The organism is Streptococcus mitis, assembly GCF_946190155.1.
In the GTDB taxonomy this organism is placed as follows: domain Bacteria; phylum Bacillota; class Bacilli; order Lactobacillales; family Streptococcaceae; genus Streptococcus; species Streptococcus mitis_CL.
The window spans coordinates 139681-155062 of the sequence record NZ_CAMHZL010000001.1 but is presented as its reverse complement, the minus strand read 5'-3'; the positions used below and the strand labels follow the sequence as shown (position 1 = coordinate 155062).

At 39.1% G+C, this 15382-nt stretch carries 12 protein-coding genes; 2 read left to right on the top strand and 10 right to left on the bottom strand.

The features are described from left to right. Positions 1-112 precede the first annotated feature (112 nt). The 5 genes from ligA to N8O80_RS00705 form a co-directional block, all read right to left on the bottom strand. Positions 113-2071: an NAD-dependent DNA ligase LigA gene (gene ligA, locus N8O80_RS00725; RefSeq protein WP_261026281.1), complete on the bottom strand. Its 1959-nt coding sequence runs from the start codon at positions 2069-2071 to the stop codon at positions 113-115. Between the two features lie 92 nt (positions 2072-2163). Further along, the gene (locus N8O80_RS00720) at positions 2164-3342 is read right to left on the bottom strand and encodes an MFS transporter (RefSeq protein WP_120770201.1); all 1179 of its coding nucleotides are present in this window, start codon (positions 3340-3342) and stop codon (positions 2164-2166) included. A 79-nt stretch (positions 3343-3421) separates the two neighbouring features. Beyond that, positions 3422-4285: an Rgg family transcriptional regulator gene (locus N8O80_RS00715; RefSeq protein WP_120770200.1), complete on the bottom strand. Its 864-nt coding sequence runs from the start codon at positions 4283-4285 to the stop codon at positions 3422-3424. 43 nt (positions 4286-4328) lie between these two features. Further along, positions 4329-5936: a DUF2971 domain-containing protein gene (locus tag N8O80_RS00710; protein ID WP_261026274.1), complete on the bottom strand. Its 1608-nt coding sequence runs from the start codon at positions 5934-5936 to the stop codon at positions 4329-4331. Between the two features lie 13 nt (positions 5937-5949). Then, positions 5950-7851 carry an ABC-F family ATP-binding cassette domain-containing protein gene (locus N8O80_RS00705; protein ID WP_261026271.1) on the bottom strand — a complete coding sequence of 634 codons (1902 nt, stop codon included), beginning with the start codon at positions 7849-7851 and terminating at the stop codon, positions 5950-5952. 153 nt (positions 7852-8004) lie between these two features. On the opposite strand from N8O80_RS00705, the gene N8O80_RS00700 reads away from it, so the two are divergent. Both N8O80_RS00700 and N8O80_RS00695 read left to right on the top strand, forming a co-directional pair. Then, complete coding sequence (locus tag N8O80_RS00700) at positions 8005-9723, top strand: phospho-sugar mutase (protein WP_261026269.1); 1719 nt, start codon at positions 8005-8007, stop codon at positions 9721-9723. Positions 9724-9834: 111 nt separating this feature from the next. Further along, positions 9835-10182: a thioredoxin gene (locus N8O80_RS00695; RefSeq protein ID WP_023947468.1), complete on the top strand. Its 348-nt coding sequence runs from the start codon at positions 9835-9837 to the stop codon at positions 10180-10182. 33 nt (positions 10183-10215) lie between these two features. On the opposite strand, the gene N8O80_RS00690 is transcribed toward N8O80_RS00695, so the two are convergent. The 5 genes from N8O80_RS00690 to pta form a co-directional block, all read right to left on the bottom strand. Continuing rightward, positions 10216-11025, bottom strand: a complete 810-nt coding sequence (locus tag N8O80_RS00690) for an MBL fold metallo-hydrolase (RefSeq protein ID WP_000004965.1) — start codon at positions 11023-11025, stop codon at positions 10216-10218. 1 nt (position 11026) lies between these two features. Further along, positions 11027-12376: a cell wall metabolism sensor histidine kinase VicK gene (gene vicK / locus N8O80_RS00685; protein ID WP_261026264.1), complete on the bottom strand. Its 1350-nt coding sequence runs from the start codon at positions 12374-12376 to the stop codon at positions 11027-11029. Next, a complete protein-coding gene (yycF, locus tag N8O80_RS00680; RefSeq protein ID WP_004260192.1) occupies positions 12369-13076 on the bottom strand; it encodes a response regulator YycF in 708 nt (235 codons plus the stop codon). The genes vicK and yycF overlap by 8 nt, the downstream gene beginning before the upstream one ends. A 54-nt stretch (positions 13077-13130) precedes the next feature. After that, positions 13131-14306, bottom strand: a complete 1176-nt coding sequence (gene mutY, locus N8O80_RS00675) for an A/G-specific adenine glycosylase (protein WP_261026258.1) — start codon at positions 14304-14306, stop codon at positions 13131-13133. Between the two features lie 82 nt (positions 14307-14388). Beyond that, positions 14389-15363: a phosphate acetyltransferase gene (gene pta / locus N8O80_RS00670; RefSeq protein WP_000451571.1), complete on the bottom strand. Its 975-nt coding sequence runs from the start codon at positions 15361-15363 to the stop codon at positions 14389-14391. Positions 15364-15382: the final 19 nt, after the last annotated feature.

The window sequence follows — 15382 nt, the reverse complement described above, 5'->3', positions numbered from 1 at the left end:
TATTTTTCCTTTTTACTTCTATTTTCTTTCTATGTTCACTAATAATTTTTTGTAAATCTCGACTCAATTAACAAACATAGTTATATTATCTAAACTCTGATTTTAAAGATTATTACAAACTTTCTAGCCAAGCTTCATCTCGAACTTCGATACCAAATTCTTGTGCTTTTTGCAGTTTACTTCCAGCATCTGCACCTGCAACGACGAGGTCGGTCTTTTTAGAAACACTACCTGTCACTTTGGCACCCAGACTTTCGAGTTTACTTTTAGCTTCTGAGCGCTTGAGACGTTCTAATTTTCCAGTCAATACAACGGTCAAACCTGACAAGGCCGCATTTGCCACTACAGTCTGACCTTTATAATCCAGATTGACCCCAGCTTCTTTCAATTCTCTGAGGAGAATTTCAGAGCCTTCTGTCGCAAAATAAGTCTGGAGACTCTTGGCAATCACACCACCCAGACTTTCAATACTAGCCACTTCCTCTGGAACTGCCTGAGCCAGATTTTCAATTGAATGAAAATGTTGAAGTAACAACTGACTGGCCTTGCTTCCGACATGACGAATTCCCAAACCAAACAAGAGTTTCTCGGCAGAATTTTCCTTAGATGCTTGAATGGCTTGATACAGTTTAGCAGCGGACTTTTCCTTAACCCCCTCTAAAAGGAGGAAATCGTCTTCTTTCAAACGGTAAATATCTGCCACATCCTTGACTAGATTAGCAGCAAAGAGTTTCTCAACTATAGAAGGACCAAGGCCTGTAATATTCATGGCATCTCGAGAGGCAAAGTGAATCAAGCCTTCCATGATTTGAGCAGGGCAACGCGGATTGATACAACGGAGAGCCACTTCATCTTCAAAGTGCAACAAATCAGAGTCACAACTTGGACAGTTTGTAGGGATATCCAGTTTTTCTTCAGAAACCCGTTTTGACTCTACCACACGTAAAACAGCAGGGATGATATCTCCAGCCTTATAGACGATAACCGTATCGTCTTTGCGGATATCTTTTTCAGCAATATAATCCACATTGTGTAGAGTCGCACGGCTAACAGTTGTCCCAGCAAGCTGAACAGGAGTCAGATTTGCAGTTGGAGTCACAACACCCGTACGGCCAACTGTCCAATCAACTGATAAAAGTTGAGCTTCTTTTTCCTCAGCAGGAAACTTATAGGCTACTGCCCACTTTGGAGCCTTAACGGTAAAACCAAGTTCTTCTTGGCTTGCTAGGTCATTGATCTTGATTACAACTCCATCAATATCATAAGGCAGATTTTCCCGTTCCTGTCCTACTTCTTGGATAAAATTCCAAATTTCATCTATGTTTTCTACCAAGATTCGCTTAGGATTGACCACAAAACCTAGTTGTTCTAGGTGCTTCAAAACCTTTTCTTGACTATCACGAGTTGAAGGGCTGGCTTCTTGATAGAGGAAAGTGGCAAGATTACGCTTGGCAACTACTGCTGTATCCAGCTGACGCAGTGTTCCTGCTGCTGCATTACGAGGATTAGCAAATTCAGGCTCTCCATTTTCTTGGCGAGCTTGGTTAACCTGGTCAAAAGAAGCGCGTGGCATATAACATTCCCCACGAACCGTGATATCTAGTTCTTTTGGCAAGATCAATGGAATGTCCTTAACACGTTTGAGATTTTCTGTTATATTTTCACCAATAGAACCATCTCCACGTGTTGCCCCAGCAACCAAAATCCCATTTTCATACGTCAGCGAGATAGACAAGCCATCGATTTTCAGCTCACAAATATAGGTCGGATGAGCCACTTCCTTACGAACACGCGCATCAAAAGCTTCAAGCTCCTCACGTGAAAAAGCATCCTGCAAACTATAAAGAGGATACTGATGACTGTATTTTTCAAAACCATCTAAAATCTTGCCACCAACACGATGGGTAGGACTATCTGCTAACACTTGATCTGGATAGGCAGTTTCTAACTCAACCAACTCTCGGTAAAGGCGATCATACTCACTGTCTGAAACCGACGGATTATCGCTGGTATAGTACTCAGTCGCATAGCGATTGAGCAAGGCGACTAACTCATTCATTCTTTTACTCATAAAACCATTTTACCATAAAACAAGCCCTCCTCACAAACGAGAAGGGCGGAAAAAACACTTAGATTGGAATTATTTTTGAAGTCCAAGCAAACTTATGTCTCTTTTTCAAAATGAGTTCGAACATATCCGAGAGCTAAGAAAGATAAGGCTACAACTCCAAGTCCAATAATCAAGAAAGAATAAAGATGAACACTTGGAAGCAAGGTCATCAAACCTTTCGCAATCGGCATAAAGAGAATAGCTAGTGTAAAAATGGTACTCAATACCCTACCCAGATATTCTCCATCAATCTTGGTCTGTACCTGTGTAAAGAAGTGAATATTAAAAATCGTCATAAAGAGTTCACAAATCAGGTTTCCAGAAAAGGCTAAAATATTGGGTAGTGGCAAACCCATCATGAAAACTCCTACTCCTGTTAAAATCAATAAGAACAAAAGTGTATTCATACTTGATTTAAATTTATTTGCTATCAGTGCTCCTATAATTGAGCCAATCGCACCCATGGTTAAGATAGTCGCATAAGCTCCTTCTACTCCATATAGTTTATTTGAAAAAGGAAGCAAAAACTCAAAAGCCGCAAAAAAGAAATTAACGCTGGAAGCCACTAACAGAAGAAAGAAAATCTCTTTTTGATGCCAGATATAGTGCAAGCCATCTTTGATATCCGCAAAAATATCTTTCCCAGTAAAAGGTTTCTTATCTTGAACCATTGGTTCTTCTTTTGGAAGTAAGGCCACTAGAACAAATGCTATAAAAAAAGTCAAAGCATCTAGTAAGAGCGTCAGATGGAGACTTGCGAATTGTAAAACCAGAAAAGAGAGTACAGGGGAACTCACACTGACAACCTGCAAGACCAACTCCAAACGAGAATTGTAGAGGACCAGTTCATCCTTCTCTACTAATTCTGTGATAATGGCCTTATTTGCAGGTCTAGAAAAGGCAAAAGCAATAGCCTGAACAATGTTGGCAAAAATCAAAGCCCCAATCATCCAGCTATCATTCCTTATGAAAGAAATAGCCAGACAAAGAATTCCACAAACAAGGTCTGCCGCCATTAAAATCTTACGACGAGAAAAACGGTCTGAAATGACTCCACCAAAGGGATTTACGAGAATAGATGTGACGAGTTCAGAGATCTGATACATTCCTAAAACTGTCTGTCCGATAGTTCCCATGGAAGCCAACCAAACACTATTTCCATAATCATAGAGCATATTCCCTATCTTGTTAACAGCTCCACGGCTAATCAACTGTACTGCATAGCGATTCATATAAAAACTCCTCTCAAATTTTGAAACTATTGTATCAAAACTGAAAGGAGCTTTTTATTTTTTCCCTTATTTGGGAAAATTAATCTTTGACAAATTTTTCGTAGTGTTCCTGATAATAGGCTACTTGCTCTGGAAGACCTAGCACGTCAAAAATATGCATGGCCTCTTGCATTTGGCTACAACCTTCTTTACACTGTCCCTTTTGATACAAGGCAAAACCTTTTAAATAATGAAAAACATTACGCTCATAAAGCTTAATACCTTTACCAATAATCTTCTCTGTATAAGTCTCAAAATAGCTTGCATTGTCAAAAGAAAGATGCTCTAAACAATGCTGGTAACAATTGAGGGCCAAAATCAACACCAATCTCTTATGACGACCAATCTCTTGGTAAAACTCCTCCCTCTCCATAACTTCTCTACCAATCCGAGTGACATAGTCCACATCGTAGAAACTATAGAGGTTACCGAAAAGAATCAATTCATACATGGTCCATTCTTCTGTTTTGAAGAGATAATCTGCTACCTTATCCAAATCATCCTGCTTCATCTCATAAGTCGCATCTCTTTGACAAATCAGACCTTGTAGCAAAATCCAATTCAGCTCAAAATAAAGGGGATTCGTCGAACTCTTAGCCTTTTCAAGTTGTTCTTCTTGAAGCTTTTGAAAACCTACAATATCATTTGAGTAGTAAAGCGGAATAATTTGTCCCATCATGGCAACATGTTCATGATTGTGAAAATTCCTAGCCTTATCCATGAAATTTTCGATTGTGACATGAATGTTATCCAAAATCTCAAAGAAACGCGAGACTGCTAGGTCAGACTCCCCAAGCTCAAAGCGAGATAACTGAGAGGTAGAGCAAGACTCCCCTGCCGCCTCCTTTAAAGAATAATTTCCACTCGTCCGAAATTCACGAAATACTTTTCCAAGATGTTCCATCTTTACACCCTTTTTTACAAAATAAACATTCAAAATTAATGAATTAACGATAAGATATTTGCGACTTAGTTACTTCAATATTTCTATCAACGAATTTTATATAGGGAGCAACAAAATCAATATCATCACATTTAGGACCAAGTTTAATTTTGGAATATTTTAGTTCTTTGTCAATATAAGCATATAGACCAGGAATCACACTATTAGAACTTTCGCTAGAAAAAATAACATCTTCGTTGCCTTCATAAGATTGAATAATTCTATATTCATTTTCATAGCTGTAATCTGCATCTTTAAACAAATAACGAATGTCATCAATTAGGTTTAATGCTGATAAAAAGATACCTTCTTTTTCTTTATCATCGTCATAATTTTTAATTTCATTAAATGCTGATTTTATTGAATTTATTTCTTCCTCTAGTAAATCTTCCTTAACATTATAACAAACTTTATAAATTTCTATTCCATCTTTTATTAAGCTTTTAATGTACTCAGAATGATATGTTAGATTAATCCCTTTTGCATCATCACCATACTGCTTCCACATTGGAAGACTATCATCTAGATTTTGTTCACCTCCAGTTTGTGTCATAGAAGCAAAGAAGAACGGCGATGTATCATAATCGGTTTCAGACAGCTTCTCTTTCTCAATACCTATGAAATTGAGAAATGTATATCCTTCATTTGGATCATTCATTTGTCTGGCATTGCTAAGCCGTAATCTAGGATAATTATTTTTATCATCAGTTTTATAAAGCAAAAATTTTAATGTATTTAGGGAAGTATAGTGAATAAAACTGTCATCGTTTGTAGTTCGAGAGTATCTTAATTTGTCCTTAATTTTCTTAACACTAGTTGATATTTTTCCTAAATCTTCATTTTTAATGGTCTCTAGCTCTGACTTTAATTGATCAAAATTAGTTCTTTCAAGTAAGGAAAGTAATAAATCAATACCATTTTGATGTTGGCCATAGTTTAGATTATCTAAAAAATATCTGGCTAATTTATTTAATAATTCAAAATTAAAATTACACCCTCCAACAATTTTGAAAACTAACTTTTTATTATCCTCAGTTATTTCATCATCCATTAATATTTCCAAAATATAATCAAAAATAAGTTCTAAATATTTCTCAGTTGAAACACAATTACCAACATTTAATTCTGAATCGATTCTTTGTATTTCACTATTAAAATCTATTATATCTTCACTTTTTGTTATCCCATCATTTCTTAAGAGAGCTTTCTTTACTCCACTATTTTCTTTTATATCTTCTGGTATATCATTAAGTGTTAAATCATTGTGCTCTTTTAGAAAATCATCATAGTAATCCTGTGAAAATTCATACAATTTTTGATAAAACTCTAGATTACAAGCTAAAGAATATTTTTGATTCCTATCAAAATCATCTTTAGATAATTCAAAAATAGATTTAATTCCATCCGCATTCTCTTGTTCTTCTATTTCAGATTCATAAATTCTATAACTACCTATGTATCTTTCACTACAATCATTATCATAATAATAAACACTAAAAGTAATATTATAACCATAGTCATTCCAATTATCTTTAAAAAAAACAAAACTATCTGAAAATGTCTTATTGGTTACTTTCTTATATTCTGTGTTAAAATATCTAAATTCTACCATCTGTTTTCTCCTTTTACACCTGCTCCGATAATTCTTCCCATTCAAGCATAGCTTCTTCCTGACGGTGGCTGATTTTGTCCAGCTCAGCCTGTAATTCCATCAGTTTATCGGCATCATTTGTCTCCAACATTTGTTCAGAAATGGCTTGGCTTTGACTTTCTAGCTCTTCAATTTCAGCTTCTAGACTTTCGATTTGTCTCATGAGCTTGCGAACTTCTTTTTGACTTTCTTTCTGGGCCTGATAGTCATTAACTGGGCTTGCTTCCTTTGCTTGATTGCTAGTTGAAGCTTCCTCAGTCTGACTCATTTCTACTTCTGCTTTCTTCTCGACATAGTAATCGTAATCTCCAAGGTAGAGAGTTGAACCATTCTCAGACAATTCTAGAACATGAGTTGCTACACGATTGATAAAGTAACGGTCGTGGCTGACGAAGAGAAGAGTTCCATCGAAGTCAATCAAGGCATTTTCCAACACTTCCTTGCTATCAATATCCAAGTGGTTGGTCGGCTCATCCAGAATCAAGAAGTTGTTGTTTTCCATAGACAATTTAGCTAAAAGCAAACGAGCTTTTTCGCCACCTGACAACATGCCGACTGATTTTTTAACATCATCACCAGAGAAAAGGAAGGCACCTAGACGGTTGCGGATTTCAACTTCTGGTGTCAGTTTGAAATCATTCCAGAGTTCATTCAGCACCGTATTACTTGGTGTCAGCTTACTTTGGGTTTGGTCATAGTAACCAACCTCAACATTAGCGCCAAAGCGCTTTTCTCCCTTGATAAAAGGAATCTGGTCAACAATAGACTTGATAAAGGTTGACTTGCCGATTCCATTTGGACCAACGATGGCAACAGCATTCATCTTACGAAGGTCTAGGTTGATAGGTTGTGACAATATTTCCCCATCATAGCCAATAGCCGCATTTTCAACAGTCAATACAACATTGCCCGACGTTTTTTCAGACTGGAAGGTCATGTTGGCTGCTTTCTTACTAGCTTCAGGCTTGTCCAAACGTTCCATTTTTTCCAGTTGTTTACGTCGAGATTGGGCACGTTTAGTCGTTGAAGCTCGGACTAGATTACGATTGACAAAGTCTTCCAGAGCCGCGATTTCCTTCTGTTGCTTTTCATAGTTTTTTGCCTCAGTAGCTAGTTTTTGTTCTTTCAACTCGACAAAACGAGAGTAATTACCCACATAACGATCCAAGGAATGCTTGGTCAAATCTAGCGTAATTGTCGCAACCTTGTCCAAGAAATAACGGTCGTGGCTGACAATAATAAGGGCACCGCTATAATTTACCAAGTAATTCTCTAGCCAGGCGATGGTTTCAATATCCAAGTGGTTGGTTGGCTCGTCCAAGACCAAGAGATTGGGCCTTTCAAGGAGCATTTTGGCCAGCGCAAGACGAGTATTTTGACCACCTGAAAGCTCAGCAATTTTCATCTGCCACATAGATTCGTCAAACTTAAATCCATTCAAAATCGCTCGAATATCAGCTTCATAGGTAAAGCCACCTGCTTGGCGAAAATTCTCAGATAAGCGGTCGTAATCTGACATCAGCTTATTCAAGTCCTCACCAGACTTTTCTCCCATCTCTAGCTCCATCTGACGCAGTTGTTTCTCAGTCCGACGCAAGTCATCAAAGACATGAAGCATCTCATCGTAGATAGTATTTTCAGACTCAAAACGACTATCTTGGGCTAGGTAAGACAGAGAAATATCTTTTTTCTTATTGATTTCTCCACTAGTTGGCTCCTCTTCTCCAACTAAGATCTTTAAAAGAGTAGACTTACCTGCACCATTTTTCCCAACAAGGGCTATCCGATCACGTTCATCAACTTGTAGGTTAATATTATCAAAAAGAACCTCTCCTGCAAAAGAACGTTCAATTTTATTAGCTTGTAAAATAATCATAAGAGTAGTATAGCATGTTTCCCTAAGGCATTCAAGACTTGATAAACAGGCATATGTCACTACTTTTCTGAAAATTATGCTACCGTTTTACTAAAACGCTAAAAAGTGCTATAATGTGAACGGTTAAAACAATTTACAAAAAGGAGAATTTCAATGTCTTACCAAGAAAATTACCAGAAATGGGTTGATTTTGCGGAGCTTCCTGATTACCTTCGTCAAGATTTGGAAAATATGGATGAAAAAACGAAGGAAGATGCCTTCTATACAAATCTTGAATTTGGTACTGCAGGTATGCGTGGCTTGATTGGTGCTGGTACAAACCGCATCAACATCTACGTTGTGCGTCAAGCTACTGAAGGATTGGCTCGTTTGATTGAGTCTAAAGGTGGAAACGAAAAAGAACGCGGTGTCGCAATTGCCTACGATAGCCGTCACTTCTCACCTGAGTTTGCCTTTGAATCTGCAGCAGTTCTTGCTAAACATGGTATCAAATCTTATGTATTTGAAAGCCTTCGTCCAACTCCAGAACTCTCATTTGCAGTTCGTCACCTCAACTGTTTCGCGGGTATCATGGTCACAGCCAGTCACAACCCTGCACCATTTAACGGTTACAAGGTTTACGGTGAAGACGGTGGACAAATGCCTCCACACGACGCGGACGCTTTGACTACATATATCCGTGCAATCGAAAACCCATTTGCAGTTGAAGTTGCTGATGTGGAAGCTGAAAAAGCTTCTGGCTTGATTGAAGTTATCGGCGAAGCTGTTGACGTAGAATATCTTAAAGAGGTTAAGGACGTAAACATCAACCCAGCCTTGATTGAAGAATTTGGTAAAGACATGAAGATTGTCTACACACCACTTCATGGTACTGGTGAAATGTTGGCTCGTCGTGCTCTTGCCCAAGCAGGATTTGACTCTGTTCAAGTCGTTGAAGCGCAAGCAACTGCTGACCCAGACTTCTCAACTGTAAAATCTCCAAACCCAGAAAGCCAAGCAGCCTTTGCCCTTGCTGAAGAACTTGGTCGTCAAGTTGGTGCAGATGTTCTTGTGGCAACTGACCCTGATGCTGACCGTGTTGGTGTTGAAGTTCTTCAAAAAGATGGTAGCTACCTCAACCTTTCAGGTAACCAAATCGGTGCTATCATGGCTAAATACATCTTGGAAGCCCACAAAAATGCTGGAACTCTTCCAGAAAATGCAGCCCTATGTAAATCTATCGTATCAACTGACTTGGTAACGAAGATTGCTGAAAGCTACGGCGCAACTATGTTCAACGTTTTGACAGGTTTCAAATTTATCGCTGAGAAAATCCAAGAATTCGAAGAACAACACAATCACACTTACATGATGGGATTTGAAGAAAGCTTCGGTTACTTGATTAAACCATTCGTACGTGATAAAGACGCTATCCAAGCTGTTCTAGTCGTTGCTGAACTTGCTGCTTACTATCGTTCACGTGGTTTAACCCTTGCTGACGGTATCGAAGAAATCTACAAAGAGTACGGCTACTACGCAGAAAAAACTATCTCTGTTACCCTTTCAGGTGTCGATGGTGCTGAACAAATCAAAGCGATTATGGCTAAATTCCGTAACAATGCTCCAAAAGAATGGAATGCAACAGCTATCACTGTCGTAGAAGACTTCAAAGCTCAAACTGCTACTGCTGCTGACGGTACTGTTACAAACTTAACAACTCCTCCAAGTGATGTGTTGAAATACACACTTGCTGACGGTTCATGGATTGCTGTTCGCCCTTCAGGTACAGAACCAAAAATCAAGTTCTACATTGCAGTTGTAGGTGAAACCAACGAAGAATCACAAGTTAAAATTGCTAACATCGAAGCAGAAATCAATGCTTTTGTAAAATAAAGCCCTATAAAAGATGAGACCAACCAATCTCATCTTTTTTTCGTATCAAATCTAAGCAATTTTAGAAACTTTATGGCATACTAGACTTATCAATGAAAGCGAGGTAATCTCATGGAACAATTTTTAGATAACATCAAAGACCTTGAAGTCACTACAGTTGCGCGTGCGCAAGAAGCTCTTGATAAAAAAGAAACTGCAACCTTCTTTATTGGTCGCAAAACTTGCCCTTACTGCCGTAAATTTGCAGGTACTTTAGCAGGTGTCGTAGCTGAAACCAAAGCTCACATCTACTTCATCAACAGTGAAGAACCAAGCCAACTCAATGAGTTGCAAGAATTCCGCTCACGCTACGGAATCCCAACTGTACCAGGCTTTGTTCATATTGCAGATGGACAAATCAATGTTCGTTGCGACTCTTCAATGTCAGCACAAGAAATCAAAGATTTCGCTGGATTGTAAAAGATATAAAAAAGAAGGCACTCGCCTTCTTTTTTATATCTCTGTCAATGGTGTTGCAGTATCCGGTGAGGTATCATAAACCTTAAAGTCTACTCCTACACCTAGATCAGCTTGCGCCAGTTGATTGACCATGGTCATATGAGCCAGTTCCTTGATATTGTTCTCTTTAGACAAATGTCCTAGGTAGATTTTCTTAGTGCGATTTCCTAAGGTACGAATCATAGCTTCAGCACCATCTTCATTAGAAAGGTGACCAAGATCCGATAGGATGCGTTGTTTGAGTCGCCAAGCGTAAGAACCTGCTCGCAAAATCTCTACATCATGATTGGACTCGATAAGATATCCATCTGCATTTTCGACAATTCCTGCCATTCGATCACTAACATAACCTGTATCAGTCAGCATGACAAAACTCTTATCATCCTTCATAAAGCGATAGAACTGCGGTGCGACCGCATCATGGCTAACACCAAAACTCTCGATGTCGATATCTCCAAAGGTTTTGGTTTTGCCCATTTCAAAGATATGCTTTTGCGAAGAATCCACCTTGCCGAGATACTTGCTATTTTCCATTGCTTGCCAGGTCTTTTCATTGGCATACAAATCCATACCATACTTGCGAGCTAAAACACCCACACCGTGGATATGGTCTGAATGCTCATGCGTAATCAAGATGGCATCCAGGTCCTCTGGTTTGCGGTTAATTTCAGCAAGTAGGCTGGTAATTTTCTTACCAGACAAGCCTGCATCCACTAAAAGTTTCTTTTTTGGGGTTTCCAGATAAAAGGAATTTCCACTGGAACCCGACGCTAAAATACTGTATTTAAAGCCTGTTTCACTCATTCTAGTCTTCTACTTCGTCCTCCCATACTTCTTCTTTCACTGCATCCTTATCATAAGGGAGTACGATGGTAAAGGTTGATCCCTTACCGTATTCACTTTTGGCCCAAATAAAGCCCTTATGTTGTTTGATAATTTCTTTAGCAATAGACAGTCCTAGACCTGTACCACCTTGAGCACGACTTCTGGCACGATCCACACGATAAAAACGGTCAAAAATACGTGGTAAATCCTGCTTAGGAATACCCAAACCTTGGTCTGAGATAGATAAAATCATCTGATCATCAGTTGTCTTCATGGTCACTGTGATTTTCCCACCATCTGGTGAATACTTAATGGCATTGTTAAGAATATTATCAATCACTTGTGTCATTTTGTCTGTATCAATTTCAATCCAGACAGACGTAATCGGATAATCTCTAACCAATTCGTATTTCTTCTCTTCATCTGATCCCCTCATCTTATCAAAACGGTTAAGAATAAAGGTAATAAAAGCTGTGAAGTTAATCAGTTCCACATCTAGGTGACTGGTTGCATTATCAATACGAGAGAGATGCAAAAGATCTGTCACCATCCGCATCATACGGTTTGTTTCGTCTAGAGATACCTTTATAAAATCTGGTGCTACAGGTTCTGACAAGGCACCCTCATCCAAGGCTTCAAGATAGGATTTTACACTAGTCAGAGGCGTCCGTAACTCATGACTAACGTTCGAAACAAAGAGTCTCCGTTCGCGCTCCTCCTTCTCCTGCTCCGTCGTATCGTGTAAAACAGCAACCAAACCAGAAATAAAGCCAGACTCACGACGAACCAAGGCAAAACGTACACGAAGGCTCAGATATTCACCATTGTCATCCTGAGAATCAATCATTAGCTCAGGAACTTGGGTAATCAAATCACGAAGTTCATACTCATCTTCAATCTTAAGCAATTCAAGGATACTTTTGTTTAGAACATCTTCCTTCCGAACACCTAGCTGTGTCTTAGCCATGTCATTAATCATAGTAATCTTGCCACGACGATTGGTCGCAAGGACTCCGTCCGTCATGTAAGATAGGATACTGTGCAATCGTTTACTCTCTTGTTCAAGATTTTCTTGAGTCAAGCGAATTACTTCTGATAAATCATTGAGATTATTGGTAATATTAGTGATTTCAGAACTTCCCTGCATATCCAATACCTGAGAATAATCTCCTGCAATCAGGTCCTTTACCTTTTGATTGATTTGCTTCAACCGAATATTATCTCGCCGATTTTCTAGCAAAAGCAAGGTAACAATCAAGATAAAACCCAATAAAATTAAAATGAAGATAAAATCACTAGTAAGAATATTTTTTCTAATAAATTCAATCATTATTTCTCATATAATAACCAACACCGCGACGTGTTAGGATATACTCTGGACGACTTGGTGTATCTTCAATCTTCTCACGCAAACGTCTGATAGTTACGTCAACAGTCCGAACATCTCCGAAATAATCATAACCCCAGACCGTTTCAAGCAAGTGTTCACGGGTAATCACTTGACCAATATGAGAAGCCAAGTGGTACAAGAGTTCAAATTCACGGTGGGTTAAGTCTAGTTCTTCACCATATTTTTTAGCCACATAGGCATCTGGCACAATCTCCAAGTCCCCAATTTGCAAGGGTTGGGTTTTCTTTTCATCTAACTCTTGATTATCTACAGAAACCAAGTCCGTGCGACGGAGAAGAGCTTTGACACGCGCCTGCAACTCACGATTTGAGAAGGGTTTGGTTACATAGTCATCTGCACCAAGCTCTAAACCGATAACCTTATCAAATTCACTGTCTTTAGCAGAAAGCATGATAATAGGCACACTACTTGTCTTGCGAATGGTCTTAGCAACTTCTAAACCATCAATTTCTGGAAGCATCAAATCCAAAATAATAATATCTGGTTGCTCTGCTTCAAATTGCTCTAACGCTTCACGACCGTTAAAAGCAGTTACAACCTCATAACCTTCCTTGGTCATATTAAACTTGATAATATCCGAGATTGGTTTTTCATCATCTACAATTAATATTTTTTTCATTTGTTCACCTTTTCTCTACTATTATATCAAAAAAATAACAAGAAAACACAATAGTTAATCTTTGCTACTGTCTAAGTTGGCTTGTGCATAAGCCTGCCAGATTTTTTGTTGGGGTTTGGCAAGTGGGTAATTCTTAAACTCTTCTGGTGAAAGCCAGCGAACTTCCCTATCTGAAAAATCATGGAAATCAGTCACCTGACCTGCTACAATTTGAACATGCCACTTGCGATGACTAAAGATATGCTTAACAGTCTCAAAATAAATATCAAGCCAATCAACATCTAAGTCATAGTCCTGCTGGAAACTCTCTTCGGGACTGGGTCCAAAATTCACACTTTCTTCTGCAACCTGATGAAAGAGGTCAAACTGCTCTTCTTGCGAAAAGTTATCAACTTCTATCAAGGGGAAATGCCAAAAACCTGCCAATAGCTTTTCACTTTCATTTTTTTCAAGTAAAAATTGTCCCTGAGTATTTTTGACCACCAAGGCTTTAAGATAAATTGGGACAGGCTTTTTCTTGGGAGCCTTGATTGGATAACGATCCATGGTTCCATTCTGATATGCCGCACTAAAGTCCTTAACTGGGCTTTCTTCTGGTCTGGGATATACAGGCGCCTCAATATCTGAGCCTAAGTCCATCAAAGCTTGATTAAAGTCACCCGGACGTTCTGGGTCAATCAGGATTTCCATCATTGCCTGAAAAATTTTACGATTACTTGGAATGCCAATATCGTGATTGACTTCAAATAGACGCGCCAAAACTCGCATGACATTACCATCTACAGCTGGCTCAGGCAAGTTAAAAGCAATACTGGAAATCGCTCCTGCAGTGTAAGGTCCAATTCCTTTCAAGCTGGAAATTTCTTCATAGGTGTTTGGAAATTGACCACCAAAGTCAGCCATAATCTGCTGAGCCGCAGCCTGCATATTACGAACTCGAGAATAATAACCCAAACCTTCCCAAGCCTTCAACAAACGCTCTTCAGGCGCAGTTGCCAAACTTTCCACTGTTGGAAACCATTCCAAGAATCGTTCATAGTAGGGAATAACCGTATCCACCCTAGTCTGCTGGAGCATAATTTCAGATACCCAGATGTGATAAGGATTTTTACTTCTTCGCCAGGGTAAATCTCTTTTGTTTTCATCATACCAGGCAAGAAGTTTCTCACGGAAAGAAACAATCTTCTCCTCTGGCCACATGACAATACCGTATTCTTTCAAATCTAACATATCTCTAGTATAACACAGAAGATTCTAACTGTCCTTTTCCTAGTATTAAAAAGCCTCTTCCCAAAGGAAAGAGGACTAAATCTTATTGATGAACAGCTTGGGCTGCTGTGATAAGGGTTAACTTGTAAACATCATCTGCATTACATCCACGAGAAAGGTCGTTAACTGGCTTGTTCAAACCTTGCAAAACAGGACCAACAGCCGCAAAACCACCGAGACGTTCGGCCATCTTGTAGCCAATATTTCCTGCCTCGATACCTGGGAAGATGAAGACATTTGCTTGACCAGCTACTGTACTTCCAGGAGCTTTCAAAGCTGCAGTTTCAGGAACAAAGGCCGCATCAAATTGCAACTCCCCATCGATTTCAAGGTCAGGACGCAAGTCGTGAGCAATTTTAGTTGCTTCTACAACCTTATCAACACTTTCACCAAAACCTGAACCCTTAGTAGAATAACTTAGCATAGCTATTTTAGGTTCGATGCCAAACATCTTAGCTGTAATTGCTGAGTTGATGGCAATTTCAGCCAAGGCTTCTGCATCTGGATTGATATTGATGGCACAGTCTCCAAAAAGGTAACGTTCCGTACCACGAACCATGAGGAAGGCACCTGAAGTGCGAGTAACATTTGGACGAGTTTTGATGATTTGAAGGGCTGGGCGAACTGTTGAAGCTGTTGAGTGAATCGCTCCTGACACCATTCCATCAACCAAGCCCAAGTAAACCAACATCACACCAAAATAGTTGACATCTTCAACCAAAACCTTGCGTGCATCTTCTTCAGACATTTTGCCCTTGCGACGTTCTACCAAGGCAGCAACCATTTCTTCAAATTTATCGTAGTGTTGAGGGTCGATGACTTCATAACCATCCTCAATACCTTCGATTTCAAGATAAATTTTAATTTTTTCAGGATTTCCAAGCAAAACAGGAATCACTTCTGTTTCTTTTACCAGGCGTTTAGTCGCTTGAAGAATACGAGGTTCTTCCCCTTCAGGGAGAACGATACGAGCATTTTTACCAACCAAGTTGGCTTTGAGACTTTCAAAAACTTCCATGAGTTTTCTCCTTTAAGAT